At 69.3% G+C, this 20,796-nt stretch carries 21 protein-coding genes; 9 read left to right on the forward strand and 12 right to left on the reverse strand.

Going from position 1 to position 20,796, the window contains the following annotated elements; genetic code table 11:
• Positions 1-163: 163 nt before the first annotated feature.
• The gene (locus IEZ09_RS35770; protein WP_189258251.1) at positions 164-1,678 is read right to left on the reverse strand and encodes a penicillin-binding transpeptidase domain-containing protein; all 1,515 of its coding nucleotides are present in this window, start codon (positions 1,676-1,678) and stop codon (positions 164-166) included.
• A 147-nt stretch (positions 1,679-1,825) separates the two neighbouring features.
• Positions 1,826-2,566: an SIS domain-containing protein gene (locus IEZ09_RS35775; protein ID WP_189258252.1), complete on the reverse strand. Its 741-nt coding sequence runs from the start codon at positions 2,564-2,566 to the stop codon at positions 1,826-1,828.
• A gap of 105 nt (positions 2,567-2,671) precedes the next feature.
• Here IEZ09_RS35775 and IEZ09_RS35780 point away from each other — a divergent pair, with 105 nt between their 5' ends.
• Complete coding sequence (locus IEZ09_RS35780; protein WP_189258253.1) at positions 2,672-2,854, forward strand: hypothetical protein; 183 nt, start codon at positions 2,672-2,674, stop codon at positions 2,852-2,854.
• On the opposite strand, the gene IEZ09_RS35785 is transcribed toward IEZ09_RS35780, so the two are convergent.
• Complete coding sequence (locus IEZ09_RS35785; protein ID WP_189258254.1) at positions 2,851-3,801, reverse strand: MarR family transcriptional regulator; 951 nt, start codon at positions 3,799-3,801, stop codon at positions 2,851-2,853. The genes IEZ09_RS35780 and IEZ09_RS35785 overlap by 4 nt on opposite strands.
• 187 nt (positions 3,802-3,988) lie before the next feature.
• Here IEZ09_RS35785 and IEZ09_RS35790 point away from each other — a divergent pair, with 187 nt between their 5' ends.
• The gene (locus tag IEZ09_RS35790; protein ID WP_189258255.1) at positions 3,989-4,597 is read left to right on the forward strand and encodes a C39 family peptidase; all 609 of its coding nucleotides are present in this window, start codon (positions 3,989-3,991) and stop codon (positions 4,595-4,597) included.
• Here IEZ09_RS35790 and IEZ09_RS35795 read toward each other — a convergent pair.
• From IEZ09_RS35795 to IEZ09_RS35835, 9 genes are all read right to left on the reverse strand, one after another.
• Positions 4,572-5,147 carry a nucleotidyltransferase family protein gene (locus IEZ09_RS35795; protein ID WP_189258256.1) on the reverse strand — a complete coding sequence of 192 codons (576 nt, stop codon included), beginning with the start codon at positions 5,145-5,147 and terminating at the stop codon, positions 4,572-4,574. The genes IEZ09_RS35790 and IEZ09_RS35795 overlap by 26 nt on opposite strands.
• Before the next feature lie 9 nt (positions 5,148-5,156).
• On the reverse strand, positions 5,157-6,311 hold the full coding sequence (locus tag IEZ09_RS35800) for a glycoside hydrolase family 88/105 protein (protein ID WP_189258257.1): 1,155 nt from the start codon (positions 6,309-6,311) through the stop codon (positions 5,157-5,159).
• Positions 6,312-6,384: 73 nt separating this feature from the next.
• Positions 6,385-7,020 carry a helix-turn-helix transcriptional regulator gene (locus IEZ09_RS35805; protein WP_189258258.1) on the reverse strand — a complete coding sequence of 212 codons (636 nt, stop codon included), beginning with the start codon at positions 7,018-7,020 and terminating at the stop codon, positions 6,385-6,387.
• A gap of 63 nt (positions 7,021-7,083) precedes the next feature.
• Positions 7,084-8,820: an ABC transporter ATP-binding protein gene (locus IEZ09_RS35810; RefSeq protein WP_189258259.1), complete on the reverse strand. Its 1,737-nt coding sequence runs from the start codon at positions 8,818-8,820 to the stop codon at positions 7,084-7,086.
• A complete protein-coding gene (locus IEZ09_RS35815; protein WP_189258260.1) occupies positions 8,817-9,227 on the reverse strand; it encodes a lasso peptide biosynthesis B2 protein in 411 nt (136 codons plus the stop codon). Before IEZ09_RS35815 ends, IEZ09_RS35810 begins: the two co-directional genes overlap by 4 nt.
• The gene (locus tag IEZ09_RS35820; RefSeq protein WP_189258261.1) at positions 9,224-9,475 is read right to left on the reverse strand and encodes a lasso peptide biosynthesis PqqD family chaperone; all 252 of its coding nucleotides are present in this window, start codon (positions 9,473-9,475) and stop codon (positions 9,224-9,226) included. Before IEZ09_RS35820 ends, IEZ09_RS35815 begins: the two co-directional genes overlap by 4 nt.
• Positions 9,459-11,270, reverse strand: coding sequence for an asparagine synthase-related protein (locus IEZ09_RS35825; protein ID WP_189258262.1), 1,812 nt, complete (start codon positions 11,268-11,270; stop codon positions 9,459-9,461). The genes IEZ09_RS35820 and IEZ09_RS35825 overlap by 17 nt, the downstream gene beginning before the upstream one ends.
• 16 nt (positions 11,271-11,286) lie before the next feature.
• Entirely contained in the window at positions 11,287-11,388 is a 102-nt protein-coding gene (locus IEZ09_RS35830) for a keywimysin-related RiPP (protein WP_229813264.1), read from the reverse strand.
• Between the two features lie 128 nt (positions 11,389-11,516).
• Positions 11,517-12,341 carry an alpha/beta fold hydrolase gene (locus IEZ09_RS35835; RefSeq protein WP_189258264.1) on the reverse strand — a complete coding sequence of 275 codons (825 nt, stop codon included), beginning with the start codon at positions 12,339-12,341 and terminating at the stop codon, positions 11,517-11,519.
• Positions 12,342-12,569: 228 nt separating this feature from the next.
• On the opposite strand from IEZ09_RS35835, the gene IEZ09_RS35840 reads away from it, so the two are divergent.
• From IEZ09_RS35840 to IEZ09_RS35870, 7 genes are all read left to right on the forward strand, one after another.
• Positions 12,570-13,208 carry an alpha/beta hydrolase gene (locus tag IEZ09_RS35840; RefSeq protein WP_308202447.1) on the forward strand — a complete coding sequence of 213 codons (639 nt, stop codon included), beginning with the start codon at positions 12,570-12,572 and terminating at the stop codon, positions 13,206-13,208.
• The gene (locus IEZ09_RS35845) at positions 13,201-14,439 is read left to right on the forward strand and encodes an NAD(P)/FAD-dependent oxidoreductase (protein WP_189258265.1); all 1,239 of its coding nucleotides are present in this window, start codon (positions 13,201-13,203) and stop codon (positions 14,437-14,439) included. The genes IEZ09_RS35840 and IEZ09_RS35845 overlap by 8 nt, the downstream gene beginning before the upstream one ends.
• The gene (locus IEZ09_RS35850) at positions 14,436-15,119 is read left to right on the forward strand and encodes a DUF1365 domain-containing protein (protein ID WP_229813265.1); all 684 of its coding nucleotides are present in this window, start codon (positions 14,436-14,438) and stop codon (positions 15,117-15,119) included. Before IEZ09_RS35845 ends, IEZ09_RS35850 begins: the two co-directional genes overlap by 4 nt.
• On the forward strand, positions 15,116-16,342 hold the full coding sequence (locus tag IEZ09_RS35855; RefSeq protein WP_189258266.1) for an SAM-dependent methyltransferase: 1,227 nt from the start codon (positions 15,116-15,118) through the stop codon (positions 16,340-16,342). The genes IEZ09_RS35850 and IEZ09_RS35855 overlap by 4 nt, the downstream gene beginning before the upstream one ends.
• Positions 16,343-16,488: 146 nt before the next feature.
• A complete protein-coding gene (gene shbA, locus IEZ09_RS35860; RefSeq protein ID WP_189258267.1) occupies positions 16,489-17,178 on the forward strand; it encodes an RNA polymerase sigma factor ShbA in 690 nt (229 codons plus the stop codon).
• Positions 17,179-17,353: 175 nt separating this feature from the next.
• Positions 17,354-18,382: a carbohydrate kinase family protein gene (locus tag IEZ09_RS35865; protein ID WP_189258268.1), complete on the forward strand. Its 1,029-nt coding sequence runs from the start codon at positions 17,354-17,356 to the stop codon at positions 18,380-18,382.
• 122 nt (positions 18,383-18,504) lie between these two features.
• The gene (locus IEZ09_RS35870; RefSeq protein WP_229813266.1) at positions 18,505-20,598 is read left to right on the forward strand and encodes a transglycosylase domain-containing protein; all 2,094 of its coding nucleotides are present in this window, start codon (positions 18,505-18,507) and stop codon (positions 20,596-20,598) included.
• Positions 20,599-20,796: the final 198 nt, after the last annotated feature.

Consider the following 20,796-nt stretch of genomic DNA (forward strand, 5'->3'; position numbering starts at 1 on the left):
CGCGGCAGACGATCAGGCACGACTCGTGACGGGACCCACCCCACCAGCCCGGTATGCCAGGGACTGCTCGGCTTCGCCATCGCTTGAGCCTCGCCTTCGGCTTCGGGTCGGCTCGGCTGCGCCATCGCGGTGGGCTCGCCTGCGGCTTCGCGTTGCCGGTCGGTCAGCCCTTCAGGAAGGCTGCTGTTGCCGTTAGGGCGCTTTGGCTTGAGCCTGCGTTTTCCACGAACACCGCGAAGGCCACGTTGCCCTGGTAGCCCACGAACCAGCCGTGAGCCGTGCCGCCGCCGGCTTCTGCTGTGCCGGTTTTGCCTGACAGGTTGGGGATACCGGAGAGTTGCTTTGCCGTTCCGGCGGTTACCACCTCGCGCATCATCGCGCGGAGCGGGCCCAGTACGGCTTGGGATGGGGCGGCGGCCACGTCATTGGCTGTTGGTGGCTTGCCTCGCATGAGGGTCGGCGTTGGTGTTCTGCCGGAGGCCACGGTGGCGGCTACCAGGGCCATGCCGAACGGGCTGGCCACCACGTTGCCCTGGCCGAAGCTGTTTTCCACCTGTTGGTCGCCGGAGGCCGGTGGGACCTTGCCCGTGTTGGTCTCGGCGCCTGTGATGGTCCAGTCGGCGCCCAGGCCGAAGCGTTTGGCCATGTCCGGGAGGGCGTTGGGTGGGAGTTTGGAGCCCAGGTCGCCGAACGTCGTGTTGCAGGAGAGGGCGAAGGCCGTGTGGAAGGGCAAGGAGTCGTGGCCGAAGCCTGCGTTGCTGATGCGGCGGGTGCCGATGGTGGCGGTGGCCGGGCAGGGGACGGAGGTGTTGGCCTGGACCAGGCCCGCGTTCATGGCGGCTGCCGCGGTCACGATTTTCAGCGTTGAGCCTGGGGCGTAGCGGCCTACGAACGGGTTTGTGCCGGACAGGGCCTTGTTTTGGGCTACGGCCAGGATTTCGGTGGTTGAGGGTTCGATGGCCACGATGGCCGCGCCCTGTGGGAGGGCGTCTACCGCTGCTTGGGCTGCTGCCTGGCGGGCCGGGTCGATGGTGACGGTGATCTTTTCGCCCGACTCCGGCTTTTTGCCGTCCAGTGCGGTGAACGCGGTGCCGTTGGTGATGCCGACTTCCCAGCCGTCGGTGCCCTTGACGTCGCCCACCTGGCCGGTGATGGCCTTGTAGATGCCGTCCGGGATGGTGCCTGCGACCAGAGGCTTGCCGTCGCGGCCCAGGAGGGCGCCGTCGGCCAGGGCCGTGCGGTAGGTCAGGGAGGCGCCGTCGGTCAGCTGGGGGTGGATGATCGTTGGGGTCCAGTGGATCTGCCAGCGGGTGCCGGATTTTTGCAGCGGGATCTTGATGTCGTACTTCAGGTAGCTCGAGTTCGGCATCGTCCACGTCACGGAAGCCGCTACTTCTGCCGTGGTGGCGTCGGGTGGCGGTGGTGAGGTGGTGGCCAGCCTTGCCTGGTAGGCGGAGGAGGCCATGCCCGTTCTGGTGGCCCTGATCGCCGTGGTGGCGGCGTCTGAGGCGTCGGTCATGTTGGCCGCCAGGGTGGCGTCCGAGCTGAACAGCGCGCTCACGAAGGACTGGGCCACTTCGGCCGGGAGGTTGGCCTGACGTTCTGCCGGGCGGTCGGTCGGTGCGGTTCGGGTTTCCGAGCTGACCGGGTCCGGGCTCCAGAGCAGGGCGCCTGCCACGCCGACTGTGGTCGCCGTGGCGAGGGCGCCGCTGATCAGGATCCATCTGCGCGTTTTCGGTTGCACTGGTGAAGTCCCCCCAAGGTAAGTGCTTTCCCCGGTGGGAGACTAACGCGTGATGGCTGAGAGGTCCGTGAGTATTGCTACTCAACCGAGCTGTGGGATGCGGGTCTGGTAGTGCCTGAGGAGGTCGGCGTTGGCCGCGTCGCCGCCTTCCACGTTGGCGCTGCGCCAGAGGGGGAGTTGAACGCCGGTTTCGGCTGCCTTGTCGACCAGGCGGACCATCAGGAGGTTCCACAGGAACGTGGTGGCCAGGGTGGAGACCGCCGCGGTGATCGGGGCCTGCACGGGGTAGGTGGAGTCGCCTGGCGGGACGAGGTTGTCCAGGACGACCGTGGCCACCTCGGCGAGGGTGGAGCCTGCTCGGCGTGGGGCCTGGGCGCTGGCGGTGACCGAGGTGACGGCGACCACGGGGCAGCCCGCGCCGGCGGCCTCCTGGGCCAGTTCCACCGGGTAGTGGTTGACGCCCGAGGTGGAGAAGACGAAGAGGACGTCGTGAGGGGCGAGGCCTGCCTCGCGGAGGACTTCGCCGGCCAGGCCCGAGCGGCGTTCGGCCGCGGTGCTGCTGATGGCGCCGTGCATCGGAAGCAGTTCCGGGTGGTAGATCGGGCGGACGCAGGCCAGGCCGCCTGCCCGGTAGAAGGTTTCGGCGACCGCCGCCAGGGAGTGGCCGGCGCCTGCGGTGAGGATCGTGCCGTCCGCCTGCACGGCGGCCAGCACGAGCTCGGCCACGTCGTCGAGCGCTGCCGCGTTGTGCTGTTCCACGCGTGTCAGGTGCGTGCGCACGAGGTTGCCGTAGTCGGAGCCGGTCACGGTGTCGGTCGTCATGCGGGTCAGTAGTACCGGATGTGTCCTGACCCCACCAGTAACCCGAGCACCACAAACCTCGATACGGGCGATAACAGGTGTCGTGGCTCTGGGCGGCGGACGGGGGTGGGTTTGATCAGGCGGTACTTCTACTTCTGGGTCGTGCTGGCGGCGGTCTTCACGGCTGCGGGGGCCACGCACATAGCGCTGGCGATCACCAACTCCGTGTTGTGGCCGGTGTGGGTGGCGCTGGCTCAGCTCGTCGTCGCCGGTGGGTGCGCGCGGGCGGCGGTGCACGCGCGGCCTTAGGCGAGCAGTTCCACGCCCAGGGCGGAGGCGGTGTGGAGCACGGAGTTGCGGTGGCGCTGGGCCACGGCCAGGCCCGCGTCGCGCAGGACCGTGGCGTGGGCGCTGGCCGAGGCGGCGGAGATGCCCAGGCGGCGGGCGAGTTCGGTGGTGGTGCAGCCGCCGGCGATGACCTCCAGGGCGGCGGCGCGGGTGCGGCCCAGGAGGGCTTCCAGCGAGCGTTTGCCGGTGCTGGTGACGTGCAGGTCGCGGGCGATGGGGTAGACGAGGACCGGCGGGTGGCGCTGGTCGCGGAGCATGATCGGGCGCTCCCGGCAGAAGTAGGATGGGACGAGCACGAGGCCCTGGCCGTGCAGGTGGATGTCGCGTCGCGGGAAGCGGGACTCGATCGACAGCACGGGTGGTGCCCACGAGATCGTCGGGTGCAGGGCCGCGAGCATGCCCTCGCAGCCGTGGTCCAGAAAGGACCGCGCGCGCACTGCTCGGTCGGCGTCGACGACGGCGCGGACCTCGTCCCAGATCGGGGCGAGCGCGTGGCGGTAGTAGGTGCGCAACGCCTCGCCCAGCGAGTCCAAAGTGGCCGTGTCGCCGCTGGCCAGGAGGTGGGTGCGCGGGTCGAGGCGTTGCTGGCAGCCGAGTTGGGCGAGGTCGGCGCGCAACGCCTCCACCGGCGTCGACAGGACGGCGTCGATGCCCGCGTCGAGGGCGCAGGAGCCCGCGGTCGGGGTCAGGAAGTCGGGGGAGTAGCCGACGGGTGGCGCCAGTTGCATGAGCCAGCGCGTGTCGTCGGGCAGGGTCGAGCGGACGTTCGTGCGCCACGTGCCGAACACCGGGGTCGCCGAACGCTGCCGCAGCACGTGCAGGCTCAGCAGGATCTCCCACATCGGGTCGGGACCGGGGGCGACGCGCACCCTCGCCAGGTCCTCCGCCGTGAAGTGGACACGCAACACGGCAAGGAGAGTGGCACAGCGTCGTGGGGCTTGTCCGGGATTCGGGCCGACTCAACGGTCGCTTGAGTACTTCTACCTGGCTTTTTAGGACTCGGCCGAATGTGGTGGCGGGTGGTCGCGGACAGCCGACAAGCTGTCGCCGAGCGCCGGGCAAGGGGGTCGGCGCCACCACTGAGGGGAACGAGAGATGAAGCTTGCGAAGATCACTGGGGCGGTCGCGGCGGCCGGCGTCGCGATGACCATCCTCACCGCGCCTGTCGCTCTGGCGGCGCCCGGCGAGACGGTCATCCCGGCCGCCGCCGAGCTCGGCGTCCAGGCTGAAGGCGTTCTGCCGTACGAGTTCCAGGTGCAGAAGACCGGCTACTGGTGCTCCGCTGCCGCCGCACGCATCGCACTGACCGCGCGCGGCAAGAAGGTCGAGCAGTCCACACTGGCCTCCTACATGAAGGTCACGACCGACGGCCTGCCGAACATCAAGAACCTCGAGAGCGCCCTCGACCACTACACCGGCTCGACCTACTACCAGGTCAAGCAGTGGTCGAACGACACGGAGCTGCAGCGGCGGCTCAAGGAGGACGTGATCTACAACGTCAGCAAGGGCCACGCCGTCGTGATCAACGTGATCCGCCTGAACGGCCGCAGCTACTCCGGCGGCCACTACGCCACGATCGTCGGCTACCGCGCCGGTGGCAACGAGTTCGCCGTGGCCGACCCGGCCTACGCGGGTGGCCGCCTGGCGTGGCTGAGCGCGTCCAACGTGGCGTCGGGCATCAAGCTCCGCCGTTACGTGGCCTGAGGTCCTCTGGCCGATCCACGTCCGCACCGTCCGCCACGTCAGCGCATTCGACGAGGCGGACGGTGTTGGCTTTCAGGTAGTCCCGCGCGCCCTGATCGCCCGCCGCCGACGCCATCACGCCCGCGAAGTGGTCGGAGCCGATCAGCACCGGGTGACCCACGACGCCGTCGTAGACCGCGCGCGCCAGCGCTTTCGGTCCGGCGAGCTCCATCAGGCGGTGCAGGGCGGCGACCGTGACGCCGGGTGTGTCCACCGGGAGCACCACCACCGCGTCGACGATGCCGACCGCGTGCAGGCCGGTGCGCAACGACGAACCCATGCCGGACTCCCAGTCCGGGTTGTCGACGACGGTCACGCCGTCCAGGGAGGCCGTGGCCCGCACCTCGTCCGCTTCGGCGCCGAGCACCACGACCACCGGCTCGCACCCGGCAGCGCGTAACAGCTCCGCCGTCGAGTCGACGAAGAGCTTGCCGTGCAACGAAACGAGGGCTTTCGGGGTGCCGAACCGGCGGCCGGCCCCCGCAGCTAGCAGGAGGCCGGCCACGCGCATACCCAGACGCTACCGCCTCTGGAACTGCTCGTTCATGATGAGGAACGCCCCGATGCCGTGCAGGTCGTTCACCGCCCGCGGCCGCGCGAGGTAGAACGGCAGGTCACCGACGTTCGTGCCGATGCAGATCTCCGAGATCTCGGTGAGCCCCTGCGCGTTGATCGACACCCGCTCCAGGACGCCGCGGTAGCCGCGCCGGGCCACGATGTCGTACCGGCGGGACACATAACCGCGTTCGACGGCCCGTGAAATGGCCATCGAGTACATGGACGAGCACGACGTCTCGGTCCAGTTCTGCGGATGGGATCCCTTGTCCACGACCTGGAACCAGCGGCCCGTCTCGCGGTCCTGGTGCTTCGCGAGCGCCGCGATCAACCTGCCCAGGATCGCGATCAGCTTCGGCCGGTCGGGGTGCGTGCGCGGCAGGTCCTCCAGCACGTCGCAGCACGTGATCGCGTACCAGCCCATCGCCCGGCCCCAGAACTCCGGCGACACCCCGGTCGCCTTGTCGGCCCACGAGGCCGTGCGCGACTCGTCGTAGGCGTGGTGGAACAGGCCGTCCTCGTGCTGCAGGTTCTTCGCGTAGACGAAGAGCTGCTTCAACGCCTCCGCGGTCGCCCAGTCCTTCTCCCCGAACGTGTAGCCGTGCCGCATGATGAACGGCACGACCATGTAGACGCCGTCCGACCAGTTCTGCCAGTCGCGCGTGCCGCCCTCGGCGTGCCAGAAGCCGCCCTCCTTGGTGCGCGAGTAGGTGTTCAGGCGTTCGCGGATCTGCGTCGAGGCCACGCGGTACCGCACGTCGCCGGTCGCGGTGTAGAGCAACGGCAGCAGCTGGCCCGCGCGCATCGAGTCGAGGTGCGTGAACGTGCGGTTGAACCTCCCGTCCTGGCCGACGAACCGGTCCACCCACGCCTTGATGAAGTCGAAGTACTTCTTGTTCCTGGTGCGCTGAAAGACGAGCCACTGACCCCACAGGTACAGCCCGCGCGTGTAGCCCCAGCCGCCGAGCGTCTCCGGCGTGTACTGCTTCATGGTCGACTCGACGACCTCGACGGACCAGTCGACGCGCTCTTTCGCCGACGCCGTACCGGTGCTCAGTGCGACGCCACCGGCTAGTGCGGCGCCGCCGAGTCTGACGAAGTCGCGCCTGGACGTGGTCATGCGTGCTCCTCCAAGGGAATGCCCTGGCGGCGGCACCCACGACCTAACTGGGTCAGAACTCCGATGTCCAGCCCTAGTTCGCCGATCTGGCCAGTTGAAAGCCGAGAGCCATGCGGGACCGGGTGCCGAAGCGCTGTTGCAGATGGGCGACCACAGCGCGCACAGTGCGGCTGCTCATGCCCAGCCGGGTGGCGACCTGATGATCTGTGGCACCGTCGAGCAGAAGTCCGATGACTTCGGCCTCGCGGCTGGTCAGGCCGTCGTGCTGAGGAATGGTGTCGGAGAGCGTCTCGGCGTCCGACCACATCAGCTCGAACAGCTGGCCGTACGGCGTGGACAACGGGCAGCGCAGCAGGACCGCGCCGGTGTTCAGGTCGCTCGCGTCGAGCGGCAGGACGGCGCCGCGGTCGTCGAAGACCAGCATGTGCCTGGCAGGCTGGCTGTGGACCCGGATGTCCACGTTGTGCCGTGCCACGCGTTCGATCGTCTCGGCGTGTCTGGCGAGGGGTGGGTCGAGCAGCAGCCGCCCGCGTTCGGCGGCGTTGGTCATCAAGCCGAGCAACGCGCTGTCGATGCCGCCACGGCTCGACAGCACGCCTCTGACCGACGTCGAACGGCTCACGAGGTGATCGAGCGTGCGCATCACGGCGGACCGGTCGTGCAGGACCTCGACGAATTCGGTGCGGCCTGTTGGAGATCGCTGCAACACGACTTCGCCTTTCTCCCGAATGCTGACGGCTCAGCCATGTTCGCATCGACGCAGTCGAACGTCCTACCTCCATCCAGGGGATATTTCGGTCTCTAACGACTTACTATTGTCGACGAATCCACCAGTGACCAGCGTGGTATAGAAGTTATTAATACCGAGCAACTCGTCGTGGGTGTCCTGTGCAATGACTTCGCCCGCGCGCAATACCACGATCCGGTCGGCTTGGCGAATTGTCGACAACCGGTGTGCGATCACCAGCAATGCGCACTCCTGTGCGGCGTGTCGAATCGCGCGGTGCAATGCCCGTTCGTTCACCGGATCGAGGTGAGCTGTGGGTTCGTCGAGAAGAAGCAGGTCAGGCCTGGTCAGCAGAGCGCGGGCGAGTGCGATGCGCTGGCGTTCGCCGCCTGACAACGCACGTCCGCGTTCACCCAATGGTGTGTTCAGTCCGTCCGGGAGGCGTGCGACGAGTTCGCTGAGATTCGCAAGTTCCAGCACTTCGTGAAGATCGCGATCGGACGAATGCGGCGCTGCGTAACTGAGGTTGTCACGCAGGGTGCCGTTCAGCACCGTCGAGTCCTGGTCGACCAGAGCAATTCGCGAACGCCATTGGTCCCGGGAGAAATCCCGTATGTCCGAGCCGTTTGCGAGCACCACTCCGGAATCCGGCTCGTAGAACCGTTCGATCAGCGAGAACACGGTCGACTTGCCGGCTCCGGACAGCCCGACCACAGCGACGTGCGAACGCGGCTCGACGGTGAACGACACCCCGCGCAGCACCGGCCGGTCGCGATAGCGGAACCAGACGTCCCGGAACTCCAGCGCGAGGCCGGAGCCGGCGGGGACCGCCGCACCCGCCGTGTCCTCGACCGGCAGCGCCTGCACCTCGGTGACCCGCCCGAGTGCGCCCATGCCCTTCTGCAGCAGCCCGACGCCCTGCAGCACCGAGGTGAACGGGATGATCAGGTAGGTCGCGTAGAGCAGGAACGCCATCAGGTCGCCGACCGACGCCGCATCCCTCGCCACCCGCGTCCCGCCGACCAGCAGCACCACGAGCAACGACCCGCGCATCGCCAGTTCGACGGCGGGGCTCATCACCGACGTGATCCGCGCGGCCCGCACTCCTGCCGCACACGCCTGTTCGGCGCGTTGCCCGATGAGCTCCTCTTCGCGTTCTTCAGCCCGGCACGCGCGCACGGTGCGCAACGCCCCGAGCGCGCGCTCCAGCTCCGCGGTCATGTCACCGACGCCGCGCTGCATCTGCTCACCGGCGGCCCGAAGCCTGCCGAGCAGCGAGTAGACGATCACCGCGGCGACGACGACGGTCGTGCCCACCCACAGGAACAACACCGGGTCGATCAGCAGCATCAGCACCACCGTGCCGACGCCCGTGAGCGTGCCGGTGATCAGCTGGACCGACGCGGTGGAGACGACCTCGCGCAGCACTGTCGTGTCGACGCTGACCCGCGACATCAGGTCGCCCACGCGGTGCTCGTCGAACTCCTTCATCCGCAGCCGCAACAGCCGGGCCACCAGTCGTTTCCGCACGCCGAGCACGACCCGTTCCCCGGTGCGTTCCAACAGGAACAGCCCGAGTCCGTCGACGCACGCCTGCGCCACGAACAACGCCGCCATCGCCGCGAGCAGCTGCCACGGCACCGACGCGGCGGAGTCGACGGCGGCACGCAGCAGCTGCGGTTGGAGGAGTCCCAGCCCGGACGCCACCAGGGTCGCCGTCACGGCCAGCGCGAGGCCGCGGACGTGCCCGGAGGCCAGGCGCAGCAGATCGAGCGTCCTCATACCGTCATCAACGGCCGGAAGTACTGCGCTGGCAGGTTCTCGTCGACCGGCACGCCGTCGGCCTCGACCCACGCGTGCGCCCCGAACGGCGGCATCACGCGCACGCCCGCACACCAGGTCGGCCACGTGCCGGACATCCGGCACAGCAACGCCACGGCCACCGATCGAGGCAGACATCCTTGTGGGCCAAGGCAACGCAGGCTCACCGCGAGGACGGCGTCGCGTGCCGCTTTGGCGGTGTCGTAGCCGGCGGGGCCGGCGCCTCGGCGGAGAAGGGTCAGGACGCGGCGCAGGGTGCGCGGCTTGAGACGGGCCAGCGGGGTGGCGAGGGTGACGGCCAGGCGGGCCCCGAGCCGGCGGCGAAGGGGGATGCCGGTGGGGCGGCTGAGTGAGCTCGGTGTGGTCACGCCGTCACCAGGCCCGCGGTCCGCAGTCCCGCCACCAGGGCCGACACGTCCTGTCGTGCCTGCGCCTCGTCCACCTCGTAGGCGGAGGTCAGCGCGGTGACTGCCGCGCTCTCGTCGGCCCCGTCGAGCAACGCGCGCACCACGACGACACCTGTCGGGTTGAGCTGCCAGTACCGGCCACTGCGTTCGTCGAGCAGCACCTGGCCGTAGTCGGTGTCGGCGACCGAGACGTCATCGCGCAGCCGCATGTTCTGCTCCCTTGTCCAGGCTGCGCAGCCACACCTCGCAGCCGATCGTCGAGTACAAGATCGCCGAGCGGAGCTCGGGGGTGTCCGGCCGCAACGCCAGTTCGGTGAGCCTGCGCCGGTCCACCAGGCCCAGGTCGGCGAGCTTCGAGCCCTCCCACAGCTCGACGAGATCGCCGCGGTGGCGGCGCAGTCCGGCAGAAGCCTCCAGCGACGCCTGGGCCTTGTTCGTGCGCGCCAGGCACTCGTCCGGGACGATCCCGCGCATGGCCTCGGTGAGCACGGGCTTGTAGTGCCACGGGGTCACGCGCTCCTCCGGCCGTACCGCCAGGCACGCCTCGATCACGCGGTCGTCCAGGAACGGTGACTGGATCGGGAGTCCTGCCCGCGCGCTCATCTGTTCCCACTGCCGGATGATGCGCGAGCAGGACAGGATCGGCTCCAGGTCACCGTGCACGCCTCTGGTGCGCCCCAACGGTTCCGCTGTCGTGGCGGCCTCGCGGAGTGCGTCGCGGGCGAGGTCGTGTGCTTCGGGCGTGACCCAGTCGAACAACCTCGGCCCGGTGGCCCAGCCGAGCGTTCCGGTGACGTTCGGGTCGCGGGGCGCTCGCAGCTTCTCCGCCTCGTCCGCAAGCCATGCGCCGTAGGAGCGGGAATCGGCGAGTGCGGCGATCATCGGCCGTAGCGGCCAGTGGAACAACGCCCGGAACGCGCGCAGCTGCCGGATCGCGAAAAGCGGTCGCCTGCGCAGCAACGAGTGGTAGTGCGCCTCGGAGCACCAGGCCACGTGGTCGCCGCCGATGCCGGTCAACCGGACCCGGCAACCCTTGTCCGCCAAGCCTTTCAGGTCCTCCAGCAACCGCTGGCGGTCCATCACGCCGATGGTGGGCTCGTCCATCGGGTCGTCGATGCCGAGCAGGTTCTCGTACACCAGCGGGATCCGCTCGGCCGGCCAGACCACGTGGTCGACCTGCGGCAGATGTGCCGCGGCCCGGCGCGCCCACGCCACGTCCTCGTCCAGCGGGTCCAGCGACGGCCACGTGCTCGCGACGATCCGCGCGTCCGAGCGGGCGGCGAGGAACGTGATCGACGTGGAGTCGAGCCCGCCGGACAGGTCGCACGCGACGGCCCCGCCCTGGCGTGTCCGCACGTCGACAGCGGTGATGAGAGCGTCCTTGACCTGCTCGACGGACTCCGCGAGGCCGCGCACCGGCTCGGGGGCTCGCCACCAGCGGGTGAGGCGGGCCCGTTCGCCGTCGATCACCAGCGCGCTGCCGGGCGGCACGCACTCGACGCCGCGCCACATCGTCCGCTCCAGCAACGGATGCGGCGTCGGGAAGAGCAGCCGGACGGCGAGCGCCCGCTCGTCGATCGGGGCGTCGCCCAGCACGTCGGCGCGGTCGGCCGCGACCACCACGCCGTCGATCCGGCGGTGGAACACGAGTCGCAGACCGGAGGCCGTGCCCTGCACACGGCACCGTCCGCCGAGCGACGCGACGAGGTGGAAGCTGCCCGGCAGGCGCCGGGCGAAGTCGTCGATGCCGGAGGGATCGCGTGCGACCCGCTCCAGTTCCGCGGCGCCGGCCGGGCACCAGCCGATCACCGCCAGCCGGACGTCACCCGCCGCGGCGACGGTGATCTCGTCGTCGCGCCACCGCCCGACGAGCCACGGACGCCCCGACGCATGGGTGAACGTCCCCGGCGCGTTGATGCGACGGGCCACGGCGAGCGCGGCCTCGTGGTCGGGAAGGACCACGAAGTGCGACTCGCCGTGACCCCGCGAGGCCTGATCAGGCATTCGCGGTGGTGTCGCGTCAGTTCTTGCTCAGGATCAGCCGGTCGTTGCCGGCGTTGCCGAGCAGGCCGGTCTGCGCTTCGAACGTGCCGAGGTCGATCAGCTGCGGGGTCTCGTACATGGTTCGCACCTCTCCTCGTCGGTGTTGTCGATTCAGCGCGCGCCGACCGAACGTAACGAGAGGGCCGAGGACCGGACCAGGCAAAACGGCTTCCGCTTCCGGCAACTGCCGCAACCGGAAATCGAGGTTTAGCCGAGGTGTTCGAGGAGAAGGGAGCTCACCGCTTCCGGGATCTCCTCGGGAATCCAGTGGCTCACGTCCTCGACCATCTCGAACCGGTACGGCCCGGTGCACCACTTCTCGGTCTCGAACGCGGCCACCGACCCGAACGCGACGTCCTCGGTGCTCCACACGTACATGGTCTTGACGCCGACCTTGTCCGCGGCGCCCTGGGGCTTGCCCGCGCGGTACCAGTTCAGTGCGGCCGTGAGCGCGCCCGGCTCGGACAGGCGCTGGATGTACTCGTCGACGTGCGACGGCCGGATGCGGTACTCGAACATCTGCCGCAGCGCGTGGGCGTTGTTCTCCAGCATGCGGCGCTCGGTGCTGCGTTCGCGCCAGTCGAGCATGTACTGGGAACGCATCCGCTGCTCTTCGTCGGTCTGCAGCGCGGTCTTCAACGCGCCGGGGTGCGGGGTGGAGAAGACGGAGAGCGTGCGCAGCCGGTCCGGGTGGTCGATCGCGGTCCACCACGCTACGGCGCCGCCCCAGTCGTGGCCGACGAGGTCGAAAGTGGACCAACCCAGCGCGTCGGCCATCGCGATCACGTCGCCGACCAGGTGCGTGACCGTGTACTCGCCAGGCTGCTCCGGCCGCACGCCGGGGGAGTAGCCGCGCTGGTCGGGGGCAACGGCGCGGAAGCCGTTCTGGCCGAGCACCGCGACCTGGTGCTCCCACTCGATGGCGGCCTCGGGGAAGCCGTGCAGCAGCAGGACCGGGCGGCCGTCCTCGGGGCCGGACGCGATGGCGTCGAAGGTGCCTGCCTCGGTCTCGATGCTCACGTGGTCGATCACAGTTTCGAACCCTACTTCGCCCCCACCCCCTCCCACCCCTTCACCCGTCCGTGTTTCCCGACGGCACGCGGGGCCCCCGCGTGCGGTCCGGCGGCAGGGGGCGTCACCTGAGTGGGTGGTGGTGTGACCTGGCTCTCAACGGCCGAGCCGGAAGACGTGGCCTCGCGAACATCGGGTGTGCATCCGCATGTCGACGTGCTGAAACCACCGGGCGATACGAATGCAGTCGTGCTCGTGCTGCACGGCGGACGGGAACACGGCACCGAACCCGTCCGGCGCCACAACCTCGCGTACCTGCGGATGGTTCCGCTGGCCCGCGCGCTGCGGGCACCGGGTGTCGAGGTCTGGAACCTGCGCTACCGCGTGCGCGGCTGGAACGCGCCGAGCCTCGATCCCGTCCAGGACGCGCGGTGGGCGCTCGACAAGATCACCGAGCTGCATCCCGGCAAACCCGTCGTGCTCGTCGGGCACTCGATGGGTGGCCGGACCGCGCTGCGGGTCGCCGGGCATCCGAGCGTGGTGGCGGTGTGCGCGCTCGCGCCGTGGATCGTGCCAGGGGAGCCGTTCGAGCAGTTGAAGGGCAAGGCGCTGCTCATCGCGCACGGCGACCAGGAGCGGATGACCGACCCGGCGAAGTCGCTGTGGTTCGCGCGGCAGGCCAAGACCGTCACGGACCGGGTCGCGCGGTTCACCGTGGAGGGCGACGGGCACGCGATGCTCAGGCGGGCACGGGACTGGACGCGGCTCGTCGTCGATTTCGTGCACGGCGAGCTCGGGCTCGAACCGGTGGCGCCGGACATCGCGAACGCCATGCGGGAGGCCTCGCCGCGTGGCCTCGACGTCCCTCTAGGAGGTTCGCGTGGCTGAGGTCGCCGTCATCGGGGCGGGGGTCGCCGGGCTCACCGCCGCCTACGTGCTGCAACGCGGGCACGACGTGACGCTGTTCGAGGCCGGCGACCGGCTCGGCGGGCACGCGCACACCCACGACATCGGTGGTGTGGCGGTGGATTCCGGGTTCATCGTCCACAACGAACGGACGTACCCCAACCTGATCAAGCTCTTCCGCGAGCTGAACGTGTCCACTCAGGACTCCGAGATGTCGATGAGCGTCCGGTGCGACGGCTGCGGGCTCGAGTACGCGGGGGCGAAGAAGCTGCCGGGGCTGTTCGCCCGTCCCGAGAACGCCCTCAACGGGCGTTACGTGCGGATGCTCGGCGAGATCACGCGCTTCTACCGGCACGCCCAGCGCGTCCTCGGCCACGAGGAGGCGCACGACGTCACGCTCGGCGCGTTCCTCGCGATCGGCGGTTACTCGCGGTACTTCGTGGACCACTTCATCGTCCCGCTGGTCAGCGCGGTGTGGTCGGCGGGCGCGGCGCTGAGCATGAAGTACCCGGCCTGGTACCTGTTCGAGTTCCTCGGCAACCACGGCATGCTCTCGATCGGTGGCACGCCGCAGTGGAAGACCGTCGTCGGCGGCTCGCGCACGTACGTCGACCGCGCGGTGAAGAACCTGCACGCAGTGCACGTCTCCACTCCCATCAGGGCGGTCACGAGGACCGGCGGCCGCGTGGAGATCCGCGACGACGGCAACGTGCTGCACACCGCGGACCACGTCGTCATCGCCACGCACCCGGACCAGGCGCTCGGCCTGCTCGCGGATGCGACGCGCGAGGAGAAGGAGGTGCTCGGCGCGTTCCGGTACTCGCGCAACGAGACCTGGCTGCACACCGACGCCTCGATCCTGCCCCGCACGACCGGCGCGAAGGCGTCGTGGAACCTCTACAAGCGAGCCTGCCGGGAAGCCGGCGACCAGGTGCTCGTCAGCTACCACCTGAACCGGCTGATGCGGCTCGACGAACCGCGCGACTACGTCGTCACGCTCAACCCGCACGACGTGGACCCCGGCAGGGTGCTCGCGCGGATGGTCTACGAGCACCCGATCTACACGCCGGAGTCCGTTGCCGCGCAACGACGCCTGCCCGGGATCAACTCCCCGTCCACCGCGTACGCCGGCGCGTACCACGGCTGGGGCTTCCACGAGGACGGCTGCGCGTCCGGAGTGCGCGCGGCACGGCATTTCGGGGTCGACTGGTGATCTACGACGTCGTCATCACCCACGCCAGACGCGAGCTGATCGACCGGACGTTCAGCCACCGCGCCTACATGTGGCTCGTGGACCTCGACGAGCTGCCACGGCTGCCGTGGTGGGTGAAGCCGTTCGCGCGCTTCGAATCCCGCGACCACCTCGGTTCGCCAGAGAAGTCCATCAGGGAGAACTTGACCGAGTGGCTGGCCGACCGCGGGATCGAGCTGGGCGGCGGGCAGGTGCTGATGCTCGCCAACGCCCGCGTGCTCGGCTACGTCTTCAACCCGCTGTCCGTCTACTGGTGTCACGACGCGTCCGGGGCACTCGTGTGCGTGGTCGCGGAAGTCCACAACACCTACGGCGGGCGGCATTGTTACCTGCTGCGCACCGACGACCACGGCAGGGCGTCGGTGGACAAGGAGTTCTACGTCTCCCCGTTCCTCGAGGTCGACGGCCACTACGTGATGCGGCTGCCGAAACCGGGTGAGCAGCTGTCCGTGACCATCGCGTTGCGGCAGAACGGGAAGACGACCTTCAGCGCGACGATGCGGGGCGAGCGCACCACGGGCCTGCGCATGCTGCTGAGCCGGCCGCTGATGCCCCAGCGCATCTCCGCGCTGATCCGCCGTCATGGCATCGCCCTGTACCTCCGGCGCCTGCCGATCGTCCCCAGGAGTAGTGGTCAATGAGCACGTTGTCGCTGCCCCGGCCCAACCAGGGCATCTGGCCGGGCCTGTTCACCACGCCGCGCTCGCCGTTGCGCGCCCGGATCGCCGAGTCGCTGTTCCGCAACGCCGTGCGCACGCTGCCGGTGACCGTGCGGCTGCCCGGCGGCAGGACCTGGGGTGCCGGCGGGCCCGTCATGCGGCTGGTGCGGCCCGCCGCGTTCTTCCACCGGCTCGGCGCCGACGCGAAGATCGGCTTCGGCGAGGCGTACATGGTGGGCGACTGGGAGTCCGACGAGCTCGCGGACGTGCTGTCGGCGTTCGCGGCGCGGCTCACCACGTTGATCCCGCCCGGCCTGCAGCGGCTGCGGCGGTGGGTGGACCGGCCGCAGACCGAGGTCAACGACGTCGCCGGGTCGCGGCAGAACATCCACCGGCACTACGACCTGTCCAACGAGCTGTTCGCGACCTTCCTGGACGAGACGATGACGTACTCGTCCGCGCTGTTCGAGAACCGGGACGTCGATCTGCGCACGGCCCAGCTCCGCAAGATCGACGGCGTCCTCGACCACGCGGGCGTGCGGTCCGGCTCGCGGGTGCTGGAGATCGGCACGGGCTGGGGCGCGCTGGCCATCCGGGCGGCGCAGCGCGGCGCCACCGTCACGTCGCTGACGATCTCAGCGGAGCAACGCACGCTGGCACTGGACCGGGTGAGGGACGCCGGGCTCCACGATCGAGTGACGGTCGAGCTGCGGGACTACCGAGAGGAGCACGGTCAGTACGACGCCGTCGTCAGCGTGGAGATGATCGAGGCAGTCGGTGCCGAATATTGGCCCGCGTACTTCTCGATGCTCGACCGCGTGCTCGCGCCTGGCGGCCGGGTGGGACTGCAGGCGATCACCATGCCGCACGACCGCATGATCGCGAGCAAGGCCAGCTACACCTGGATCCACAAGTACATCTTCCCCGGCGGGCTCATCCCGTCGGTGCGCTCGATCGAGGAGTCGGTGCGCGACCACACGCGGCTGCGGATCGTCGAGACGCGGTCGTTCGGGCACGACTACGCCGAGACCCTGAAGCGGTGGCGGCACACCTTCCTCACCCGTTGGGACGAGGTGGAACAGCTCGGCTTCGACGACACCTTCCGCCGGATGTGGGAGTTCTATCTGGCCTACTCGGAGGCCGGTTTCCGCGTCGGCTACCTCGGAGTTCAGCAGTTCGCCATGGCCGAAAGACTGGGCCATTAGGACCACGTTCTACCCCAAAAGGGTGCTGCTTTCCCCACCCGGCTGGACTTCGTGGTCCTCTTGGAAGCAGGCGGTATCAGACGGCTCGCTGCGTTCTCTTCTTCTGTGAAGCCCCCAGTGTCGCTGTAGTGGAGGAGGTCGCCGGGATGGTCCAGCCCACAGCCGTGCGGTCCGGTGGCGGTGTCGGCGTCCTCTCCCCCGAGGAGGAGGCCTGGAACCAGCCAACGGTGCCCATGCGCCGTCGGGTGCGCCAGGCACCGGTCTCCAACCAGTGGCTCGCCGAAGCCGAGTTCACCGACCTCGTCGACGCCGCCCTGGACGGAGACAGACGGGCGGTCGAGCATCTGCTCGGCCGGATCCAGCCGTTGATCGTGCGCTACTGCCGTGCCCGCGTGGGCGGCCGTGAGCGCACCTTGGTCTCGGCCGAGGACATCGCGCAGGAGGTCTGCGTGGCGGTGCTCGGCGCGTTGTCCAAGTACCGCTACGAGCCCGGCTCGTTCCTCGCGTTCGTCTACGGCATCGCCGCGCACAAGGTCGCCGACGCCCGCCGCCGCGCCGTGCGCAACCGCGCCGAGGTCGTGCCCGAGCTGCCCGACTGCCCCTCCCTGGAGGACGGCCCCGAGCAGCACGCGGTCAACGGCGAGATGATGGCCCAGGTCACGAGGCTGCTGCACAAGTTACCGGCCCGTCAGCGCGAGATCCTCGTGCTGCGGGTGGCCGTGGGGCTGTCCGCCGAGGAGGTCGCGCTGGCCGTGGAGTCGACGCCCGGTGCCGTGCGGGTGGCGCAGCACCGTGCGCTCACGAGGATGCGGGAGATGATCGCCGAGGAGGGCTGACCTCCCTGTCACGAGCCGCCGTCGGTGATGATCCAGTTCTTGTCGCGCTGGTGGCCGATCACGGTGCTGATCGAGCTGCGCGACGAGCACGTCGAGATTGCCGCGGAACAGGCGTCCTGAGGCCGGTGACCGTTTCCTGCCCGTGGTTGTCGGTGTCGGATGGCATGGTTTGTGCATGGCTGATCCGGACTTCGACGTGCTGCTCACCGGCACCGTGTTCCTCGACATCATCTTCACCGGCCTGCCCCGCCCACCGGCCGCGGGAACAGAGGTGTGGGCGGAGGGCCTCGGGTCGTGTCCTGGCGGCATCGCGAACCTCGCGGTGGCGTTGCGCCGGCTGGAGCTCAGGACCGCGCTGGCGGCGGCGTTCGGGGAGGACGCGTACGGCGACTTCTGCTGGGACGTGCTGGCCGAGCAGGAAGGGGTCGACCTCTCTTACTGCCGTCGTTTCTACGGATGGCACTCGCCGGTGACCGTGTCCATGGCGATGGAGCGCGACAGGTCGATGGTCACGCACGGCCACAAGGCGCCGGTGTGTGCGGACGACCTCCTCGACCCGCCGCCGTCGACGAAGGCGTGCTTCGTGCACATCCAGGCGGAGGACGAGCAGTGGGTGCGCACGGCGAAGGAGAACGGCGCGCTGCTCTTCGCCGACATCGGCTGGGACCGCACCGGGGCGTGGTCGCCGGAGTTGCTGCGGCGGCTCGAGGGGTACGACGTCTTCCTGCCCAACCACGTGGAGGCGCAGGGGTACACGCGCACCGACACGCCGGAGTCCGCGGCGCGCAAGCTCGCCGAGCACGTGCCGGTGGTGGTCGTCACACGCGGGGGAGGCGGCGCGGTCGCGGTCGACAGCTCCACCGGCGAGATCGCGGACGTGCCGGGGCTGAACGTCGCCCAGCTCGACGCGACGGGTGCCGGTGACGTGTTTGGCGCCGGGTTCGTGATGGGCACTCTGGCCGGGTGGCCGCTGGAGCACCGGGTGCGGTTCGCGAACCTGTGCGCCGCGCTGTCCGTGCAACATTTCGGCGGTTCGCTGTCGGCGCCGGGCTGGGGCGACATCGCGGTCTGGTGGCGGACGGTGAGCAGGCGACCGGACGAGGAACTGGCCCGTTACGGCTTCCTCGACGACGTGCTGCCCGACCACGCGGGCGTGGAGGTGCGGAGGGCTAGTCCGACGATCGGCCTCCGGTTGCTCCGGTAGGTTGAGATCTTCTCGATCAGTGGACGCAACCTCACGGGCCTCCCGCGCGACTTATAGGTAGAGATCTCTGGGGTGCTCGTTCGGAAGGAGTTGCGGGTTTGTTCGCCGCACGCGCGTCAGGCTTGGTCAAGTTGCTGGGGTTGTGCCTGACGGCGGGTGTCCTCCTCGCCGCGATGGTGTTCCCGTTCGTCGGAGGCCTCGGGCTCGCGTCCAACCGCGCGGCCGACGAGGTCGACAAGACGTCCGGTGATCTCGCCAAGGCGGAGCTGCCGCTCGTCACGACGATCACCGACATGAACGGCGACCCGATCGCCTACCTGTACGACCAGTACCGGATTCCGCTGTCGTCGGCGGACATCTCGGACACGATGAAGGCCGCGATCCTCGCGATCGAGGACAAGCGCTTCTACGACCACCGAGGCGTCGACTGGCAGGGCATCGCCCGTGCCGCCGCCAAGGCCGGTGTGGACGGTGGCGCGACGCAGGGCGCCTCGACGCTCACCCAGCAGTACGTCAAGAACTACATGGCGTTCGTGCTCGGTGCCGACAACGAGCAGGAGGCCTGGGAGAAGGCCACCGAGGCGACCATCGGCCGCAAGATGCGCGAGGCCCGCATCGCCCTGCAGCTCGAGCAGCAGACGTCGAAGGAAGACATCCTCACCGGCTACCTGAACATCGTGCCGCTGGGCAACCAGACCTACGGCGTCGGCGCGGCGGCCAAGGCGTACTTCAACACCACGGCGGACAAGCTGACCGTCCCGCAGGCCGCACTGCTGGCCGCGATCGCGAACCGCCCGTCGTCGCTGAACCCCGGCGCGTCTCCGGACAAGGCGCTGGAGCGCCGCAACATCGTCATCGACAAGATGCGCGAGAACGGCGCGTTCGGCACCGACCAGGCCGAGGCCCAGAAGAAGGCGGACGAGTACAAGGCCGCGCCGCTGGGCGTGGTCGACGACCTGCAGATCCTGCCCAAGGGCTGCGTGGGCGCCGGCGACGGCCCGATCTACGGCTTCTTCTGCTCCTACCTGCTCGACTACCTGCGCGAGTCCGGCATCACGAACAAGGAACTGCAGCGCGGCGGCCTCACCATCAAGACGACGATGGACCCGAAGGCCACCAAGGCGGCGAAGCAGGCGGCCGAGCAGCAGGTGCCGAAGACCCAGAACGGCATCGCGAACGTCATGTCCGTCGTCGAACCGGGCAAGGACAAGCACCGCGTGCGCGCCCTGGTCGCCTCCCGCGACTACGGCAACAAGGCCGAGCTCGGCCAGGTGGCCCGCCCCGTGCCCGCCGAGGTCCTGCCGTTCGGCCCCGGCTCGGTGAACAAGGTCTTCACCGCCGCCGCGGCCCTGGAAAAGGGTGTCATCGGCATCGACAAGGAGATGCAGGTCCCGGCCACCTACTACTCGAAGGTCTACCCGAACGGCGGCGCGCCGTGGAAGGTGGAGAACGCGGGCAAGTACCCCGAGAAGATGTCGCTGACCCAGGCCCTCGCGCAGTCCCCGAACACGGGCTTCGTGATCCTGCAGGAGAACACGGGTCTCGACAGGGTCGTGGACATGGCCTACCGCCTGGGCATGCGCGAAACCCTCCAGGGCGTGAACCGCGCGGGCGAGCCCCTCAAGGAGGACAAGTCCAACGGCCCGTCCCAGGGCGACTGGACGAAGCAGAACAACGCGGGCTCCTACACCCTCGGCCCCGGCGCCACCAGCGTCCTGGAACTGGCCAACGTGGCCGCGACCATCGTCTCCGGCGGCACCTGGTGCCCGCCGTCCCCGGTGGAGAAGGTCATCGACCGCTACGGCAAGGAAATCCCGCTGAAGGAAAAGCCCTGTGAGCAGGCCGTGAACACGGACCTCGCCAACTCCCTGGCCCAGGGCATGTCCCACGACACCGTCGGCAACGGCACCGCGGCCGACGCCGCCCGCGGTACCGGCTGGAACCGCCCGACCATCGGCAAGACCGGCACCACCGAGGAGCACAAGTCGGTCGCCTTCATGGCCGCCACCCCGCAGTACGCGGGCGCCGTGATGACCTACGCCGACGGCAACCGCCCCGAGGTGATCTGCGCGAACCCGATCCGCTTCTGCCCTGGCAGCAGCCAGGGTGTCTTCGGTGGCCAGGTAGCAGCTCCAACCTGGTTCAACGCGATGAAGGCGATCCACGAGGGCCTGCCCGTGGTCCCGCTGCCGCCGGCCGCGCCCCGCTACAAGTAGCGGACTGACCGCACACAGGGCCGCCGGACGCGAACAGCGTCCGGCGGCCCTTCGCTTTGCCCGGGGGCCGACGGCGAGAGCACCCCAATCGCGCATGAGCGCGCACCAAGCACTCCGAGCACGCCTGGTAGCCACCAACCCGGCCACACCCCAGCCCAAACCCACCGCAAAACTTTCACGATAAAGCGACTGACCAGT

The sequence above is a fragment of the Lentzea flava genome, from assembly GCF_014648475.1.
Classification (GTDB): Bacteria; Actinomycetota; Actinomycetes; order Mycobacteriales; family Pseudonocardiaceae; genus Lentzea; species Lentzea flava.